11 protein-coding genes are annotated in these 17,091 nt (G+C 56.9%); 8 read left to right on the top strand and 3 right to left on the bottom strand.

Features of this window, described 5'->3' with window-relative positions:
• Window positions 1-15 precede the first annotated feature (15 nt).
• The 6 genes from BM395_RS11140 to BM395_RS11115 all read left to right on the top strand — a co-directional run bounded on the left by BM395_RS11140 (window position 16) and on the right by BM395_RS11115 (window position 11,014).
• Entirely contained in the window at window positions 16-930 is a 915-nt protein-coding gene (locus tag BM395_RS11140) for a LysR family transcriptional regulator (protein WP_090511839.1), read from the top strand.
• Between the two features lie 182 nt (window positions 931-1,112).
• Window positions 1,113-2,375 (top strand): MdtA/MuxA family multidrug efflux RND transporter periplasmic adaptor subunit, encoded by a 1,263-nt coding sequence (locus tag BM395_RS11135; protein WP_090511835.1) that lies wholly within the window; start codon window positions 1,113-1,115, stop codon window positions 2,373-2,375.
• On the top strand, window positions 2,372-5,470 hold the full coding sequence (locus BM395_RS11130) for an MdtB/MuxB family multidrug efflux RND transporter permease subunit (protein ID WP_090511832.1): 3,099 nt from the start codon (window positions 2,372-2,374) through the stop codon (window positions 5,468-5,470). Before BM395_RS11135 ends, BM395_RS11130 begins: the two co-directional genes overlap by 4 nt.
• Complete coding sequence (locus BM395_RS11125; RefSeq protein ID WP_090511830.1) at window positions 5,467-8,574, top strand: efflux RND transporter permease subunit; 3,108 nt, start codon at window positions 5,467-5,469, stop codon at window positions 8,572-8,574. The genes BM395_RS11130 and BM395_RS11125 overlap by 4 nt, the downstream gene beginning before the upstream one ends.
• Window positions 8,571-10,064, top strand: a complete 1,494-nt coding sequence (locus BM395_RS11120; RefSeq protein WP_090511827.1) for an efflux transporter outer membrane subunit — start codon at window positions 8,571-8,573, stop codon at window positions 10,062-10,064. The genes BM395_RS11125 and BM395_RS11120 overlap by 4 nt, the downstream gene beginning before the upstream one ends.
• 215 nt (window positions 10,065-10,279) lie before the next feature.
• Complete coding sequence (locus BM395_RS11115) at window positions 10,280-11,014, top strand: SDR family oxidoreductase (protein WP_090511824.1); 735 nt, start codon at window positions 10,280-10,282, stop codon at window positions 11,012-11,014.
• Window positions 11,015-11,019: 5 nt separating this feature from the next.
• Here the strand turns inward: BM395_RS11115 and BM395_RS11110 are convergent, their stop codons facing one another.
• A complete protein-coding gene (locus BM395_RS11110; RefSeq protein WP_244528976.1) occupies window positions 11,020-11,952 on the bottom strand; it encodes a YeeE/YedE thiosulfate transporter family protein in 933 nt (310 codons plus the stop codon).
• Between the two features lie 211 nt (window positions 11,953-12,163).
• Window positions 12,164-13,087, bottom strand: coding sequence for a LysR family transcriptional regulator (locus BM395_RS11105; RefSeq protein ID WP_069900364.1), 924 nt, complete (start codon window positions 13,085-13,087; stop codon window positions 12,164-12,166).
• 477 nt (window positions 13,088-13,564) lie between these two features.
• Here BM395_RS11105 and galU point away from each other — a divergent pair, with 477 nt between their 5' ends.
• Complete coding sequence (gene galU / locus BM395_RS11100; RefSeq protein ID WP_069900365.1) at window positions 13,565-14,404, top strand: UTP--glucose-1-phosphate uridylyltransferase GalU; 840 nt, start codon at window positions 13,565-13,567, stop codon at window positions 14,402-14,404.
• Window positions 14,405-14,478: 74 nt separating this feature from the next.
• Here the strand turns inward: galU and BM395_RS11095 are convergent, their stop codons facing one another.
• Window positions 14,479-15,438: a hypothetical protein gene (locus BM395_RS11095; RefSeq protein ID WP_141124092.1), complete on the bottom strand. Its 960-nt coding sequence runs from the start codon at window positions 15,436-15,438 to the stop codon at window positions 14,479-14,481.
• Between the two features lie 288 nt (window positions 15,439-15,726).
• Here BM395_RS11095 and gorA point away from each other — a divergent pair, with 288 nt between their 5' ends.
• Window positions 15,727-17,085, top strand: a complete 1,359-nt coding sequence (gene gorA / locus BM395_RS11090) for a glutathione-disulfide reductase (protein ID WP_090511815.1) — start codon at window positions 15,727-15,729, stop codon at window positions 17,083-17,085.
• Window positions 17,086-17,091 lie beyond the last annotated feature (6 nt).

Genomic DNA, 17,091 nt, shown 5'->3' with positions numbered 1-17,091 from the left:
AATAGGTAGGCTGCTGTGGACCGCTTTCAAGCCATGCAAGTGTTTACCCGCATCGTTCAGGTTGGCGGATTCGGCAAAGCGGCTGACAGCCTTGGGTTGCCTCGCGCCACAGTCACTCAGTTGATCAAACAACTGGAGCGACATCTGGGCGTCCAGTTGCTGCAACGCACCACTCGCCAGGTCAGTACCACGGCCGATGGGCAGGCGTATTACGAACACTGCATCCGCCTGCTGGCCGATCTGGAAGACACCGAAAACTGTTTCGCCCACGCCCGCAGTCATCCGCAGGGCAAGTTGCGGGTGGATCTTCCCGCGTCGATTGGCCACCGGATTGTGATTCCACGGTTGAGTGATTTTTGTCAGCGCTATCCGCAGATCGAGCTGGAAATCGGCACTGGTGACCGCCCGGTCGATCTGGTCCGCGAGGGCATCGATTGCGTGGTGCGCGCCGGTAACGTGCACGACATCAATCTGGTCTCGCGCCCCTTGGCGCAGTTACCGCAAATCACCTGCGCCAGTGCCGAGTATATTGAGCGCTATGGAGAACCGCGGGACCCCGCACAACTGGCCGGTCATCAGGCTGTAAACTTCTACTCGGCATTAAACGGCAAGACCTTTGCTTTCGAATTCACTGAAGCAGGGGAAATCAACGAGCGGTATCTGCCGGGTGCAGTGAGTGTGAACAACGCTGAAGCTTATGTGGCCGCCTGTGTTGCAGGGCTGGGGATTATTCAGGCGCCTTACTATCACCTGCACCAACATGTGCAAGCCGGCAAGCTGCGTGAAATTCTGCCCGAATACCGGCCGCCAGCTATGCCACTGACCGCGCTTTACCCTGCGCAACGCCAGCTATCGCGACGGGTTCGGGTCTGGGTAGACTGGCTGGTTGAAGTCTTTACCGATGCCGAGCTGTATCAACCGAAAATCTAGAAACCTGTTTACCCCGTTCTGCGACATGATCTGTAACCTTGTCAGAAACGGCCTGCGGGCTTTTTTTCGCGCTGTCTCATAGGCTTAGCGAATGATGGCAAAGGTAAATCTCCGGTAAAGAGACTTTCCAATATTAGTGATAGTGCTTATCGTTCAGCATCTTCATGGAAGCGACCTGACTTATGTCCGATACAAATTTGACCACCCGTTCTTCTAATCAACGCAGGCAATGGCTGATTGGTGTTGTTTTACTGGTGGCAATCATTGCCCTTATCTGGTGGTTCTGGCCGGCTAAACCGGCTGCCAAAGGCGGCGGCGGTCGCTTTGGCGATATGGGCCCGGTGCCGGTTCGCGTGGCGACAGTCGAGCAGGGCGACTACCCGGTAGAACTCAAAGCGCTGGGCACGGTGACGGCTTACAACACGGTCAACGTCAAAAGCCAGGTTGACGGGCAACTGGTCAAGCTGCTGTTCAGCGATGGGCAAAAGGTCAAGCAGGGCGATGTGCTCGCGGTGATCGATCCGCGCAGCTACGAAGTGGCGCTGCAACAAGCTCAGGGCGCCCAGCAAGAGAATCAGGCGTTACTGAAGAATGCGCAGATCGATCTGTCCCGCTACACCGGCCTTTATGCAGAAGACTCGATTGCCAAGCAAACCCTCGACACCCAGCAAGCGCTGGTCAATCAGTATCGTGGCACGCTGAAAACCAATCAGGCCGCTGTCGCTCAGGCCAAGCTGGATCTCAGTTTCACTCAGGTACGTGCGCCGATTTCCGGTCGTTTGGGCTTGCGTCAGGTCGACGTCGGGAATTTGATTACCTCGGGCGACACCACGCCGATTGTGGTGATTACCGAAACCACGCCGATAGCGGTGGTATTCACCTTGCCCGAAGGCGATCTGCCAGCTGTGCTCAAACCTTATCGTGCCGGTCAGCAGCTGATGGTCGAGGCCTGGGACAGAAGCGAGAAGACCTTGCTGGCCGAAGGCAAGCTCGAAAGCCTGGATAACCTGATTGATACCACCACGGGCACAGTGAAACTCAAGGCGCGCTTTACCAATGCTGACGAGATGCTGTTCCCCAATCAGTTCGTCAACGTGCGTTTGCGCGTTGATACCCGCAAGCAGGCCACGCTGATTCCAGCAGCCGCATTGCAGTTTGGCTCAAAAGGCCCGTTTGTTTACGTGGTCGATGGCGATGACAAGATTCAGATTCGTCCGGTTCAGGAAGGCCCGAGCAATGGCGAAATCACCCTGATCGAGAGCGGTGTCAAAGCCGGTGAGCGTTTGGTGGTAGAAGGCACCGATCGCTTGCGCGAAGGCAATGTGGTTGAGGTGATCAGCGATGATCCTCAAGCCGCTGCAGCCCAACCCAAGGCCGATGTGCCACGCAATAAAGCGCGGCGTGACGGCGAAGAACGTGGCAATCGGCAGAAGAAAGACGCATGAATACCTCGCGCCTGTTTATCCTCAGGCCGGTCGCCACCACGCTGATCATGCTGGCGATTTTCCTCAGCGGCCTGATCGCCTATCGCTTGCTGCCGGTGTCCGCACTGCCGGAAGTGGATTACCCGACTATTCGGGTGATCACTCTGTATCCGGGCGCCAGCCCCGATGTGATGACCAGCGCTGTGACCGCGCCGCTTGAGCGCCAGTTCGGGCAAATGGCCGGGCTCAAGCAGATGTCTTCGACCAGTTCGGGCGGCGCCTCGGTTATTGCCTTGCGCTTTAATCTTGAGATCAAGCTCGATGTGGCCGAGCAAGAAGTGCAGGCCGCGATCAATGCGGCCACCAACTTGCTGCCGAATGATCTGCCGGCACCGCCGGTGTACAACAAGGTGAACCCGGCCGATACGCCGGTGATGACGCTGGCGATCAGCTCTAAAACCATGCCGCTGACCGAGGTCAACGACCTGGTTGATACGCGCCTCGCGCAAAAGCTCGCACAAACCACAGGTGTTGGCCTGGTCTCGATGGCGGGCGGCCAGCGCCCGGCGGTACGGATTCGGGTTAACCCCGAAGCGCTTGCGTCTTACGGTCTGAACTTATCGGATATCCGTTTGCTGATTACTGCCAGTAACGTCAATCAGCCCAAGGGCAACTTCGACGGTCCTACCCGCGTTTCCCAGCTTGATGCCAACGATCAGCTGATCTCGGTAGACCAGTACCGTAACCTGATTCTGACCTACGCCGACGGTGCAACGCTGCGCCTCAAAGATGTCGCCACGATTGTCGACGGTGCCGAGAACCAGCGTTTGGCGGCGTGGGCCAACCTGAACAAGACCATTCTGCTCAACGTGCAACGCCAGCCCGGCGCTAACGTGATTGATGTGGTCGACCGCATTCAGAAGCTGCTGCCCAACCTCACAGAAGGGTTGCCGGCCAGTGTCGATGTGCAGGTGCTGACTGACCGTACGCAAACCATCCGCGCAGCTGTTACCGACGTTCAGCACGAGATGTTCCTGGCCATCATGTTGGTGGTGCTGGTTACATTCCTGTTCCTGCGCAAATTGTCGGCCACTATTATTCCGTCGATAGTGGTGCCGCTGTCGTTGATCGGCAGCTTTGGCGTGATGTACCTGGCCGGTTTCACCATCAACAACCTGACGCTGATGGCGCTGACCATTGCCACGGGTTTCGTGGTCGATGACGCCATCGTCATGCTCGAGAACATTGCCCGTCACCTGGAGGCGGGTGAGACGCCGCTGAATGCCGCGCTGAAAGGGGCCAAGCAAATTGGTTTTACCCTGATATCGCTAACCATCTCGCTGATTGCAGTGCTGATCCCGCTGCTGTTCATGGCCGATGTGGTCGGGCGTTTGTTCCGGGAATTTGCCATTACCCTGGCTGTGGCCATTCTGATCTCGCTGGTGATCTCGCTGACGCTGACGCCGATGATGTGCGCGCGCTTGCTCAAACATGAGCCAGAGGAGAAGCAGGGGCGTTTCTACAAGGCCAGCGGCCAGTTCATCGACACGCTGATTGCGCATTACGGGCGTGGCCTGCAATGGGTGCTCAAGCATCAGGCGCTGACGTTGCTGGTGGCGATTGGTACGCTGGTGTTGACCGTGCTGTTGTATCTGGCAGTGCCTAAAGGTTTCTTCCCGGTGCAGGACACGGGCGTTATCCAGGGAATTTCAGAGGCGCCACAAGCGGTTTCATTCAGCGCCATGAGTGAACGTCAACAGCGTTTGGCTGCAGTGATTCTGGAAGATCCGGCGGTCAGCAGCTTGTCTTCTTACATTGGTGTGGACGGTGACAACCCGACGCTGAACAGCGGTCGCATGTTGATCAACCTGAAACCGCACGGCGAGCGCGATCTCACGGCCAGCCAGGTCATCAACCGCCTGCGTCCCGAGCTTGCGAAAGTGCCGGGCATTGAGTTGTATCTGCAGCCGGTGCAGGATCTGACCATCGAAGATCGCATCAGCCGTACGCAGTATCAGTTCAGCATGGAGTCTCCGGATCTGGCCCTGCTTGAAGAGTGGGTGCCGAAACTGGTGAGCGCGCTGCGCGAGCAGCCTGAGTTGGTAGACGTTGCCAGTGACCTGCAAAACCGTGGTCTGCAAGTCTACGTCGATATCGACCGCGATATAGCCGGACGCCTCGGCGTCAGCGTGGCCGACATTGACGATGCTCTCTACGACGCCTTCGGCCAGCGCCAGATCTCGACCATCTATACCCAGGCCAGCCAATACCGCGTGGTGCTCGAAAGTGCCAACGCAGGCAGTATCGGCCCAGCCGCGTTACGCGAGATTCATGTGGCGACGAGCGATGGCCAGCAGATTCCGCTGTCATCGCTGGCACACATCGAGCAGCGCGCCACCAGCTTGCTGATCAACCACATCGGCCAATTCCCGGCGGCCACTCTGTCGTTCAACCTGGCTGAAGGCGTTGCCCTTGGCGATGCGGTGAAAGTGATCGAGCAGGTCAAAGCCGATATTGGTGTCCCGGCTGGCGTGCAGATCGAGTTCCAGGGCGCTGCGCAGGCATTCCAGGCGTCGCTTTCGAGCACCTTGCTGCTTATTCTGGCGGCCGTGGTAACCATGTACATCGTGCTAGGCGTGCTCTACGAGAGTTACATCCACCCGATCACGATTCTCTCGACATTGCCATCAGCCGGCGTGGGCGCGTTGTTGGCGCTGCTGTTAACCGGCAATGACCTGGGCCTTATTGCGATTATCGGCATCATTTTGCTGATCGGTATCGTCAAGAAGAACGCGATCATGATGATCGACTTCGCCCTCGATGCTGAACGCAATCAGGGCATGGGACCGGAGGAGGCGATTTATCAAGCCGCCTTGTTGCGTTTCCGGCCGATTCTGATGACAACCTTGGCGGCGTTGTTCGGTGCTGTTCCGCTGATGTTGGCCACAGGTTCCGGTGCAGAACTGCGTCAGCCACTCGGACTGGTGATGGTCGGTGGTTTGCTGCTGAGCCAGATACTGACGCTGTTCACCACGCCGGTTATTTACCTGTATTTCGACCGAATGGCCCGACGTTTTACCGGTCGTAGCGCTGCCGGAGCGCCGGCGGCACTATGAATCTATCGGCCCCGTTCATTCGCCGCCCCGTGGCGACCATGTTGCTCAGCCTGGCAATCATCCTGCTCGGCGGCGTCTGCTATGGCCTGTTGGCTGTAGCGCCACTGCCGGACATGGATTTTCCGGTGATTACCGTCGATGCCACCTTGCCAGGCGCCAGCCCGCAAATCATGGCATCAACCGTGGCCACACCGCTTGAGCGTTCGCTGGGCACGATTGCCGGCATCAGCCAGATGAACAGCCGCAGCAGCCAGGGCAGCACGCGGATCATGATTCAGTTCGATCTGGGCCGCGACATCAACGCCGCGGCGCGTGAAGTGCAGGCGGCAATCAATGCTGCGCGTGACCTCTTGCCAAGCGGGATGCGCAGCATGCCGACCTACCGCAAGATCAATCCGTCGCAAGCGCCGATCATGGTTTTGGCGTTATCGTCGGATGTGCTCAGCAAAGGCCAGTTGTATGACGTAGCGTCCACCGTGATCGCGCAAAAACTCGCGCAAGTTATCGGCGTCGGTGAAGTGCAGATTGGCGGCAGCTCTCTGCCGGCAGTGCGGGTATCACTGGAGCCACGCCTGCTCGATCAGTACGGCCTGGCACTGGATGATGTGCGCACTGCAATCACCAGCGCCAACGCCAAACGGCCCAAAGGCTCGGTCGAAGATGCAGACAAGCACTGGCAGATCAAGGCCAGCGATCAGCTCGAAAAGGCCGCTGATTACGTGCCAACCATTATCCGTTATCAAGACGGTGCGGCAGTGCGTTTGGGTGACGTTGCGACCATCAAGGATGACGTCGAAGACCGCTACAACAGCGGCTTTTACAATGATCAAAGCGCGGTGTTGCTGGTGGTCAATCGCCAGACGGGCGCCAACATCATCGAAACCATCGAAGGCATTCGCAGTGAATTACCCGGCTTGCGCGCGATCATACCGGCCAGCGTTGATCTGCAGGTCGCGATGGACCGCTCGCCAGTAATTCGCGCCACCTTGCATGAGGCTGAACGCACGCTGCTGATCGCCGTGGCGCTGGTGATCATGGTGGTTTACTGCTTCCTCGGGCGTTGGCGCGCGTCGCTGATTCCGGCGCTGGCAGTACCGGTTTCACTGGTCGGCACATTTGCCGCGATGTACCTGCTTGGCTTTTCGTTGAACAACCTGTCGTTGATGGCGCTGATTCTGGCCACGGGGCTGGTGGTAGATGACGCCATCGTGGTGCTGGAGAATATTTCCCGGCATATCGAAGCGGGCGAAAAGCCAATGGCCGCAGCGTTCAAGGGCGCGCGTGAAGTCGGCTTCACCTTGCTGTCGATGAACCTGTCGCTGGTGGCGGTGTTTATTTCGATTTTGTTCATGGGCGGTCTGGTCGAGAGCCTGTTCCGCGAGTTCTCGATCACGCTGGCGGTGGCGATTGTCATCTCCCTGATTGTATCGCTGACACTGACGCCAATGCTCTGTGCCCGTTGGCTGCGCGCCGAAGACACCGAGCCGAACAACGGCCCGTTACAGCGTATGTTCGAACGCTTCGGCGCGTGGATATTGGCCATCTATCAGCGCAGTCTCGACTGGGCGCTGCGCCATTCGCTGCTGATGTTGTTCAGTTTATTTGCCACCATCGCCCTGAATATTTTCCTGTTTGTCAGCGTGCCGAAAACATTCCTGCCTCAGCAGGATACCGGCCAGTTGATCGGCTTTATCCGAGGTGATGACGGCCTGTCGTTTCAGGTCATGCAGCCGAAGATGGAGGTTTATCGCCGGGCAATTCTCAAAGACCCGGCAGTCGACAGCGTCGCGGGCTTTATCGGTGGTTCGGGTGGCATCAACAACGCCTTTATTATCGTGCGGCTGAAGCCGGTAAAAGAGCGCAAGATCTCCTCGCAAGCGGTAATTAACCGGCTGCGCAAGGATGTGCCGAAAATTGCCGGTGGCCGCCTGTTCCTGATGCCGGATCAGGATTTGCAGATTGGCGGACGTCAGGGCCGTAGCTCGGATAACGAGTACATGCTGCTCTCGGGTGATCTGGAGCAACTGCGTACCTGGATGCCAAAAGTGCGCGATTCCTTGCGCGCTTTGCCAGAACTGACTGACATCGACGCCAAAGAGAATGAGGGTGCGCAGCAGATTCGTCTGGTGGTGGATCGCGACATGGCCAAACGCCTTGGCATCGACATGAGCCTGATTACCAGCGTTCTGAACAACTCGTTCAGCCAACGCCAGGTTTCGACCATCTACGACAGCCTCAACCAGTACAGCGTGGTGATGGAAGTCAAACCGCAATATGCCCAGCACCCCGAAGCGCTGGATCAGGTCAAGTTGATAACCAGTGACGGCCAGCGGGTTCCGCTTTCGGCGGTAGCCCGTTGGGAACGCAGCCTGGAGGAAGATCGGGTAAACCATCAAGGTCAGTTCGCCTCGGAGAACATCGGTTTCTCGCTCGCGGAAGGCGTGACGCTTGAGCAGGCAACAGTTGCGATAGACAGAGCCGTCTCGCGGCTGAACTTGCCGACAGAAGTACAGGGCATGCTTAGCGGGACGGGCGCAGCGTTTCAGGAGACGCAGAAGAATCAGCCGCTGATGATCCTGTTGGCGCTGGGCGTGGTCTATATCATTCTCGGCGTGCTCTACGAGAGCTATGTGCACCCATTGACCATCCTTTCGACGTTGCCGTCGGCGGGAGTCGGCGCGCTGTTGGCGCTGGAGTTGCTGAATACTGAATTCAGCCTGATCTCGCTGTTAGGCCTGTTCCTGCTGATTGGTGTGGTCAAGAAGAACGCGATTCTAATGATCGACATGGCGCTGCAACTGGAACGCCAGAATAACCTGAGCCCTTACGAGTCGATCCGCCGCGCCTGTTTGCTGCGCTTTCGGCCAATCATGATGACCACGCTCGCGGCGATTCTCGGCGCTTTACCGCTGGTAATGAGCAGCGCCGAAGGTTCCGAATTGCGCAAGCCGCTCGGAATTACCATCGTCGGTGGCCTGATTCTCAGCCAACTGCTGACGCTGTACACCACGCCGGTCGTATACCTTTATTTTGATCGTCTGCGTCACCGGGTTAACCGCTGGCGGGGCGTGAAGACAGATGCTGCCTTGGAAACACCACTATGAGCCTGTTGCTGAACACTTGCCCCGCATTGCCGCGCGCCCTGAGCTTACTCGCACTGAGCCTTGCATTGAGTGCGTGCGCCATTGGCCCGGATTATGAGCGCCCGGAAATCAACACGCCTGCTCAGTTCAAGCAAGCCGTTGGCTGGAAAGCCGCAACGCCGAGCGATGCCTACAGTCGTGGTGAGTGGTGGCAGATCTATGCTGATGCAGAACTGAATGAGTTGGTGGGTCGGCTGAACGTGTCGAACCAGAATCTGGCGGCCTCAGAGGCGCAGTATCGTCAGGCCCAGGCTTTGGTGCGCGGCGCGCGTGCCTCGTTCTACCCAACGATTGGTGCCGGCGTTGGGCTTACGCGTGCGGGGCAGGGCGGCGGCGACAGCGCGTTGAGCACATCCGACGGCATCAGCGTCAGCGGCGGCAATGCCGCCACCATTTCGAAAACCCATAGCGCCACCTTGAATGCTGCCTGGGAGTTAGATATCTGGGGCAAGCTGCGCCGCCAACTGGAGTCGAGCAAGGCTGGTTTTGAAGCCAGCGCCGCCGATTTGGCTGCCCTGAAACTCAGCCTGCAAGCCGAGTTGGTGCAAACCTACCTGCAAATGCGGGTGCTGGATGAGCAGCAGCGTTTGCTTGATCAGACCGTGAGCGCTTATGCCCGCGCGCTCAAGCTCACGCAAAACCAGTACAACGCCGGGATTGTGCCGAAATCGGATGTCAGCCAGGCACTGACCCAGTTGAAAAGTACCGAGGCGCAAGCCATCGATCTGAAATGGCAACGTGCTCAGCTTGAGCATGCCATTGCGGTGTTGGTCGGCGTTACCCCGAGCGAGTTGAGCATCGCCAGCCGTGAGAATGCGGTGCCGCAATTGCCGATGGTGCCAACAGTGATGCCGTCACAGTTGCTTGAACGGCGCCCGGATGTAGCCGCTTCTGAACGCCGGGTCATGTCGGCCAATGCCGACATTGGCGTAGCCGAAGCGGCGTGGTTTCCTGATCTGACGATCTCGGGATCTGGCGGTTATCGCAGCAGCAGTTATGCCGACTGGTTCACCATGCCCAACCGCTTCTGGTCGATTGGGCCGCAACTGGCGGTGACCTTGTTTGATGCCGGCGCACGCAGCGCCGAGGTCGATCGCAGTGAAGCAGTGTATGACCAGACGGTGGCGCAATACCGGCAAACCGTACTCGATAGTTTCCGCGAAGTTGAAGACTATCTGGTGCAACTGCGGGTGATGGAACAAGAGTCGGTGGTGCAGCAGCAAGCGCTCGATGCGGCGCGCCATGCACTGCGTTCGCTGGAAAACCAGTACAAGGCCGGTACCGTTGACTACAACAGCGTGGTTACTGTTCAGGCCACGGCGCTGAACAACGAGCGTAACAACCTGACCTTGCTGGGCAGCCGCCTGACTGCCAGCGTACAGTTGATCGCAGCCCTAGGCGGTGGCTGGCAGGTTGAGCAATTGCAAGCAGAACAGAAGGCGGAGGAGTAACCCTCAGCTCATGCCCGCGTCTGATTAGCCATTGGGACAGTGTCTGTAGCGACTGGTTAATGGCCGCCCGACTTAATGACGGCCCATTTCGACGATTTCTGGATAGTCGGTCGTAAGCGCTCTGTGGTTTCGGGCTATACCGATCACAGTGAGCACTTACATATTCTGAGTGTGCAGCGGCCGTGCTCACGCCAGGCTGCTGCGTTGGAGTTGTCATGAGCAGAGTCGCTATTGTCACCGGTGCATCGCGCGGCATCGGTGCGGCTATCGCCAAACGTCTTGCCGCCGATGGCCTGAGCGTAATCGTCAATTACGCCTCGAACCCTGAGGCAGCAGAATCTGTTGTCGGTGAAATTCGCAGCGCGGGTGGCCATGCTTATCCGGTGCTGGCCGATGTCAGTGATAGCGCCGCGGTGGAGGCGCTATTCGATCAGGCGCAAGAGGTTTACGGGGCGGTGGATGTGCTGGTCAATAATGCCGGGATCATTCAGCCCGGCAATGTAGCGCTCGGCGAAACCGACGACGCCTTGTATCAGCGGATTTTCGCGATCAATACCAAAGGCACATTCAACACCCTGCGTCTGGCAGCCAAGCGTATGCGCGATGGTGGCCGTATCGTTAATTTCTCGACCAGCGTGGTCGGCTTGGCGCTGCCTGGCTACTCGGTCTATGCCGCTTCAAAGGCGGCAGTTGAGGCCTTCACGCAGATATTTGCCAAGGAGCTGCGCGGGCGCAACATTTGCGTCAATGCAATCGCCCCCGGGCCGACCGCCACCGAGTTGTTCTTTAACGGCAAGAGCGATGAGCAGATTGCCGCACTAACGGCGCAATCCCCGCTTGAGCGGCTGGGCAGTCCTGATGACATCGCCAATGCGGTGGCATTTCTGGTGAGCGATGAAGGGCGCTGGATCAACGGCCAAACTGTGCGGGTAAATGGCGGGATTGTATAAGCGGCTCAAACTGCGGCTTTGTCACGCAGATTGCGGCGTCGAATGAAGCCCTTTTTCACCTGTAGCGCCAGCACGATACCGATACACACGGAGGCGAGGGGCAGGGTGGTTGTCAGTGTCAGGGTTGGGAATACCAACAGTATCTGCGAATCATTGCCGCCGATCATCATCGAGGCACTCGCGCCCATGATGATTCCCGCGAGCAGGTACTGGCCGCCACGCCCCGGATTCAGGGCCTGATAATCGAAGGTTTTACGGTAAAGGGTGAAGCTGAACATGCCCAGCAGCATGACGCCGAAAACGCCGATTCGCAGCATGCTGATCGGCCATGTGCCCTGGCTCCAGATGCCATGGGCAATGTCGTAGAACAATAGACTAGGCGCCCATTGAGGCTCGAAGGTAAACAGGCTGCTGGTGAGTAAGCCAAGCAGGATGCTCAGGCCGACAAAGTGTTTTTCGCGCTGATAGCGAATCAAAATGCTCAAACTGGCCACGACTAACGCGAACGCCAAAAGGTAATTAGTCGCGGTCGGCGAAGGCATCTGCGCCATCTTCTCTGCGGGGAACTGGCTCAGCGTACGCCAAAGAACAATACCAATCACCCAGCCGATAATGGTCATGATCTTGCTGATATCGCCACGCGCCAACTTGGTCAATGTGCCGACGCTGCAACCGTCGTTGAGCACAGAGCTGATACCAAACAGCAGTCCGCCGATAATCAGCAGATACAGCGGCGTGACCGGCTGGTAGTAAGGCTGCGACACATTGAGCAGATGGAACAACGGGGTCAGCAGCAAACCGAACAAACCACAGGTGATCAATGCGACGAACAGCGTGGGCCGGCGATACAGCAGCATGGTGATTGCTGCGACCAGGCATAAACCCATGCGTTGTGAGATCCAGCCGATAAGGAAGGCCAGGGTCAGGGGGATAAGCACAATTAACCTCGGCGTTCTGGCGGCTATCTGATTTAGGTGACTCATTGGACTAGGCCGCGGCTCGGCCGTTACAAAACCGGCCAAGCATGTGCAGTTTCAATCGATAACTGCCGAGGTAAAACCCAACTAAAGGTGGTAATTTTTCGCGCAAAACGCCAGTTTCAACCGGCGATTACGCCAAACAGTGCGCTTGCGAAGCTTTAGGCGGTAATCAGGAAGCGTCCTGCAGGTCCGCGTCGCCACAGAACATTTGTATACGCGAACGTAACCAGCGCTCAGCCGGATCGTTGTCCTGCGCGCCCCGCCAAGCCATGTGCAATTCTATTGTGCGCGTTTTGAACGGCAGGTCTTCAGTGCGCAAACCACCTTGGGCCGTCAAGACATCTGCGGTGTAGTCGGGCACGGTGGCGACGATGTCTGTACCGCTGAGTAACGCGCCCAGTGCGTTGAACTGCGGCACGGCCAACACCACGCTACGTTTGCGATCGAGCGCTTCGAGATCCGGATCGATAAAACCGATGGTGTCACCTGCATACGACACCATCGCCTGTGGGCGGGCGCAAAACTCATCTAGGCTCAAACGGCCAGGCGCTGAATCGGCGCGCAGCAATTTGGCCTTGGTAACCCGCAGCACTTTACGTTTGGCATTGGCCGGTAATTCATCGGTGTAACTCACGCCAACCGAGATTTCGCCTGAACTGAGCAGGCCCGGCATCAACAAGTGATTGGTTCTGCGAATCACCAGCACCACGCCCGGCGCTTCGGCGCGCAAGCGTTTGATCAGCGGCGGCATCAGCGCGAATTCGACATCATCGGACAGGCCAATGCGAAACACTGCATTACTGGTGGCGGGGTCGAAGTCGGCGGCGCGGCTTACCGCCGTCGAGATTGAATCGAGGGCCGGCGAGAGCAGCGCAAAGATTTCCTGAGCACGCGCTGTGGGCTCCATGCTGCGGCCTGTGCGCACAAATAACGGGTCATCGAACAGCCCACGCAACCGCCCAAGTGCCGCACTGATTGCAGGCTGGCCAAGAAAGAGTTTTTCAGCGGCTCGGGTTACGCTGCGTTCATGCATCAGCGTTTCGAAAACAATTAGCAGGTTGAGGTCGACACGGCGTAAGTCGTTGCGATTCATCCAAAATCCATTGGTCAGGGCTGCATGCCAATTATTATAACTGCAGGCTAATGCGCAGGGCGTTGTATCGACAAGCCTAGCAGGCCGATTGTGCAACAAGAGGTTTGCAAAGAACTGCGAGCCAAGCCGGTTATTTCTGTTGCCAGCACAGCAGACGCAACTGCACTGCATTGCACGAAAGTACTTCGCTCTGTTGGCCTGATGAGCGCAGAGTTGCCCCTCGATGGAGTGAATACGATTGGGTAAGACGCTTGCGAGGGTTTTCCGGCGACATAGTTATAAGTTGTTTGATGTAACCAGTGTGCGCCCATCGGCTTCGCTACAGCGCCCATCCTAGAGGCGTTAAATGCAGAAAGCAGGAGGCTTTGGCAAGTAGCCTGCGCAGAAATATATCCGCTGTTTCAGGGCCTTAAGGCGTTGTAAGCAATCATCAGCCTGCTAGACTGGCCCGGTATTTGTAATCTTTCGAGGACCCTCATGATTAAAAAATGCTTGTTCCCAGCAGCCGGTTACGGCACTCGCTTTCTACCTGCAACCAAGGCTATGCCTAAAGAGATGTTGCCGATAGTGAACAAGCCTCTCATCCAGTACGGCGTCGAAGAAGCGCTGGATGCAGGTCTCTCGCAAATTTCGATGGTGACGGGTCGCGGCAAGCGCGCACTGGAAGATCACTTCGACATCAGTTACGAGTTGGAACAGCAAATTCGTGACACAGATAAAGAAAAATACCTGGTAGGCATTCGTCGCCTGATCGATGAGTGCACGTTCTCGTACACCCGTCAGGTTGAAATGAAAGGCCTCGGCCACGCCATTTTGTCTGGCCGCCCGTTGATTGGTGATGAGCCATTTGCCGTGGTGCTGGCCGATGACTTGTGCATCAACACCGAAGGCGACGGCGTATTGACCCAGATGGTCAAACTGTACAACCAATTCCGCTGCTCCATCGTAGCGATTCAGGAAGTGCCGGAAGATGAAGTACACAAGTACGGCGTAATCTCTGGCGAGATGATTCGCGATGATATTTTCCGGGTTAACTCGATGGTCGAGAAACCCAAGAAGGAAGATGCACCGTCTAATCTGGCGATCATCGGCCGCTACATCCTTACTCCGGACATCTTCAAGTTGATCGAAGACACCGAGCCGGGCAAGGGCGGCGAAATCCAGATTACTGACGCCTTGATGAAGCAGGCGCAGGAAGGTTGTGTACTGGCGTACAAGTTCAAAGGTAAGCGCTTTGACTGCGGCGGCGCCGAAGGCTACATCGAAGCAACCAACTTCTGTTTCGAGAATCTGTACAAAGCTGGCAAGAGCGTTTGAAGACAGCAAAATAGCGTTAATTCAGAAGGCCATTTCATAAACGAAATGGCCTTTTTTGTATGGATTGTCCCGTCTTAATGAGCGTGTTGCATGTGACCTTTTTCGTCGTGGCTATCCATGCCGTGCTCACTCATCGCTTTGACTCGTTCTTTCTGTACAGGGCTCAAAACGCGTTGCCACGTTTCATCAAATTGCTGCCAGGCGGACTCTCCCGCGCTATTCACTTGCGCTTTATCCTGACTGCGCAGGGCTGTCCGTACTTCTTCAGCAGAGCGGGCGCAGGCCTGCTTGATTGCATCTTCTTGCTCGCTTTCAACGTCTGCAATCCAGAGCGTACCGTTCACTGCCTCGCAGCCACCTTCCGTTGCCAGGTTCAAGCCACGCGCAGCTTCTACAGATGCGCCTTGCCAGTATGATTCGGGTAAGCCCAGCTTAATGTAGGCAAGGCTGCGGTTGACGCTGGCAAATACACCATCCGGATTAGGCAGAGTTACCCAGGCGTGGACCATTGCCAGGCGGCCGCGATTATCGCCTTTGGATCGATAATTCATGTCGATCCAGCGATCGGCCAGCCAGCCAATAAAAGGGCGCTCCTCGGTAGCGGCATCGATTGCACGAATAAAGTCGTGCACGTGCCAGTGGTCCTGGTTTCCGGCAAACCCTTCTGGCAGGGGCTCACCGTCTCCGATTCGCACAACAAATGCGACACCTGTCAGTACCTTCTTGCCGTTGATGTCTGTGTACATGAGGTTATTGGGCTGGCTGAAATCGAGTTGATCGCCCGACACGTAATCAGGGGCGGGGCCTGAGTAGTGGTAACCCATAAGTGGGGCATCATCACCAAAGACCTTCCAGCCTTCGCGCTCGGCGACAGAGAAGTCCCGGTACTTGTCTGCAGCCGCGCGGACCACGGCAAGCTGGCTCTCAACCGTTTGCGGCTGATTGGCGAACACCAAGGGTTCACGCGGGGTTTGCGGTGCTGAGGTGCAGCCCGTAAGAACTGCTGAGAGGGATAGGAAAAGCAATGCACGCATATTAGGTTTACCTACTTAGAGCAATAAACGTTTAGCTCGCGCAGGCTACGATTTGACTGCCAGTCATTATAAGTTCAAAGCCATTGCGCTTGTTTACAGGTAGAACCGCTCATCTTTCTGTTAGTTCAATTGCTGAACAGCCAGTAACGTGTCTAGACCGCTGCACGCCGTTTAACGCGGCCTGTAAATGATTCGATCACTCAATATGTTGCTCAATACCCAGCATAGGTTAGCGCGTGTTAGCAGGGTGATCTGGGTTATGCTAACGCCTTTATCAGGGAGATAATCATGTCTTACGATTTTGACCTATTTGTGATCGGTGCAGGTTCCGGTGGCGTCCGTGCTGCCCGTTTTGCTGCAGGTTATGGTGCGCGCGTAGCGGTAGCTGAAAGCCGTTATCTGGGCGGTACTTGCGTGAATGTGGGCTGTGTGCCGAAAAAGCTGTTCGTGTACGGCGCGCATTTTTCCGAAGAATTCGAGCAGGCCGGTAACTTTGGCTGGACGCTTGAACCGGCCAAATTCGACTGGCCGACGCTCATTCACAACAAAAATCGTGAGATAACGCGGCTCAATGGTATTTATCGCAACTTGCTGATCAACAGCGGCGTAACACTGCTCGAAGGCCATGCAAAGATGCTCGATGACCATACCGTCGAGATCGATGGTACGCGTATTACTGCGGCCAATATTCTTATTGCTACCGGCGGCTGGCCGGTTATTCCGGATATTCCGGGGCGCGAGCACGCGATCGGCTCCAACGAGGTGTTCTTCCTCGAGCAACTGCCCAAGCGGGTTATTGTCGTGGGCGGCGGTTACATTGCGGTCGAGTTCGCCTCCATTTTCAATGGCCTCGGCGCCCAGACGACCCAGTTGTATCGCAGTGAACTGTTCCTGCGTGGCTTTGACGGGGCAGTGCGTGAACACCTCAAAGATGAGTTGCTCAAGAGCGGTATCGACCTGCGCTTCAACAGCGACATCAGCCGCATCGACAAACAGTCTGATGGCAGTTTATTGGCCACCTTGAAAGACGGCAGCACGCTTGTAGCTGATTGCGTGTTTTACGCCACAGGGCGACGTCCGATGCTGGATAACCTGGGCTTGGAAAACACCTCGGTGACACTCGATTCACGGGGTCACATCAAGGTCGATGAACACTACCGTACCGACGCGGAGTCGGTTTTCGCGATTGGCGATGTGATTGGTCGTGTCCAGCTCACGCCGGTAGCGCTGGCTGAAGGCATGGCGGTTGCGCGTCAGTTGTTCAAGGCGGACGAGTATCGCGAAGTCGATTACCAGATGATCCCGACTGCGGTGTTCAGCTTGCCCAACATTGGCACCGTGGGCATGAGCGAAGAACAAGCGCGCGAAGCAGGGCACACACTCAAGGTTTTCGAGAGCCGTTTCCGGCCAATGAAACTGACCCTTGGTGAATCGCAAGAACGCACCCTGATGAAACTGGTGGTCGACGCAGAAACTGATCGTGTACTGGGTTGCCACATGGTCGGGCCCGATGCGGGTGAGATCATTCAGGGCCTGGCGGTTGCGATTAAAGCCGGCGCGACCAAAGCGATTTTCGATGACACCATTGGCGTGCATCCGACTGCCGCTGAAGAGTTCGTCACCATGCGTACCCCTGTCGATCGCTGAGGGGCG

Origin of the sequence: Pseudomonas marincola (assembly GCF_900116605.1) — a bacterium.
In the GTDB taxonomy this organism is placed as follows: Bacteria; Pseudomonadota; Gammaproteobacteria; order Pseudomonadales; family Pseudomonadaceae; genus Aquipseudomonas; species Aquipseudomonas marincola.
The sequence above is the reverse complement of the archived record's forward strand: the minus strand, read 5'-3'. Positions and strand labels throughout refer to the sequence as shown.

Coding starts and splice junctions, on each gene's coding strand:
- BM395_RS11120 (WP_090511827.1), top strand. CDS start 8,571: ATGAGCCTGTTGCTGAACACTTGCCCCGCATTGCCGCGCGCCCTGAGC.
- galU (WP_069900365.1), top strand. CDS start 13,565: ATGATTAAAAAATGCTTGTTCCCAGCAGCCGGTTACGGCACTCGCTTT.
- BM395_RS11105 (WP_069900364.1), bottom strand. CDS start 13,087: ATGAATCGCAACGACTTACGCCGTGTCGACCTCAACCTGCTAATTGTT.
- BM395_RS11115 (WP_090511824.1), top strand. CDS start 10,280: ATGAGCAGAGTCGCTATTGTCACCGGTGCATCGCGCGGCATCGGTGCG.
- BM395_RS11130 (WP_090511832.1), top strand. CDS start 2,372: ATGAATACCTCGCGCCTGTTTATCCTCAGGCCGGTCGCCACCACGCTG.
- gorA (WP_090511815.1), top strand. CDS start 15,727: ATGTCTTACGATTTTGACCTATTTGTGATCGGTGCAGGTTCCGGTGGC.
- BM395_RS11095 (WP_141124092.1), bottom strand. CDS start 15,438: ATGCGTGCATTGCTTTTCCTATCCCTCTCAGCAGTTCTTACGGGCTGC.
- BM395_RS11135 (WP_090511835.1), top strand. CDS start 1,113: ATGTCCGATACAAATTTGACCACCCGTTCTTCTAATCAACGCAGGCAA.
- BM395_RS11125 (WP_090511830.1), top strand. CDS start 5,467: ATGAATCTATCGGCCCCGTTCATTCGCCGCCCCGTGGCGACCATGTTG.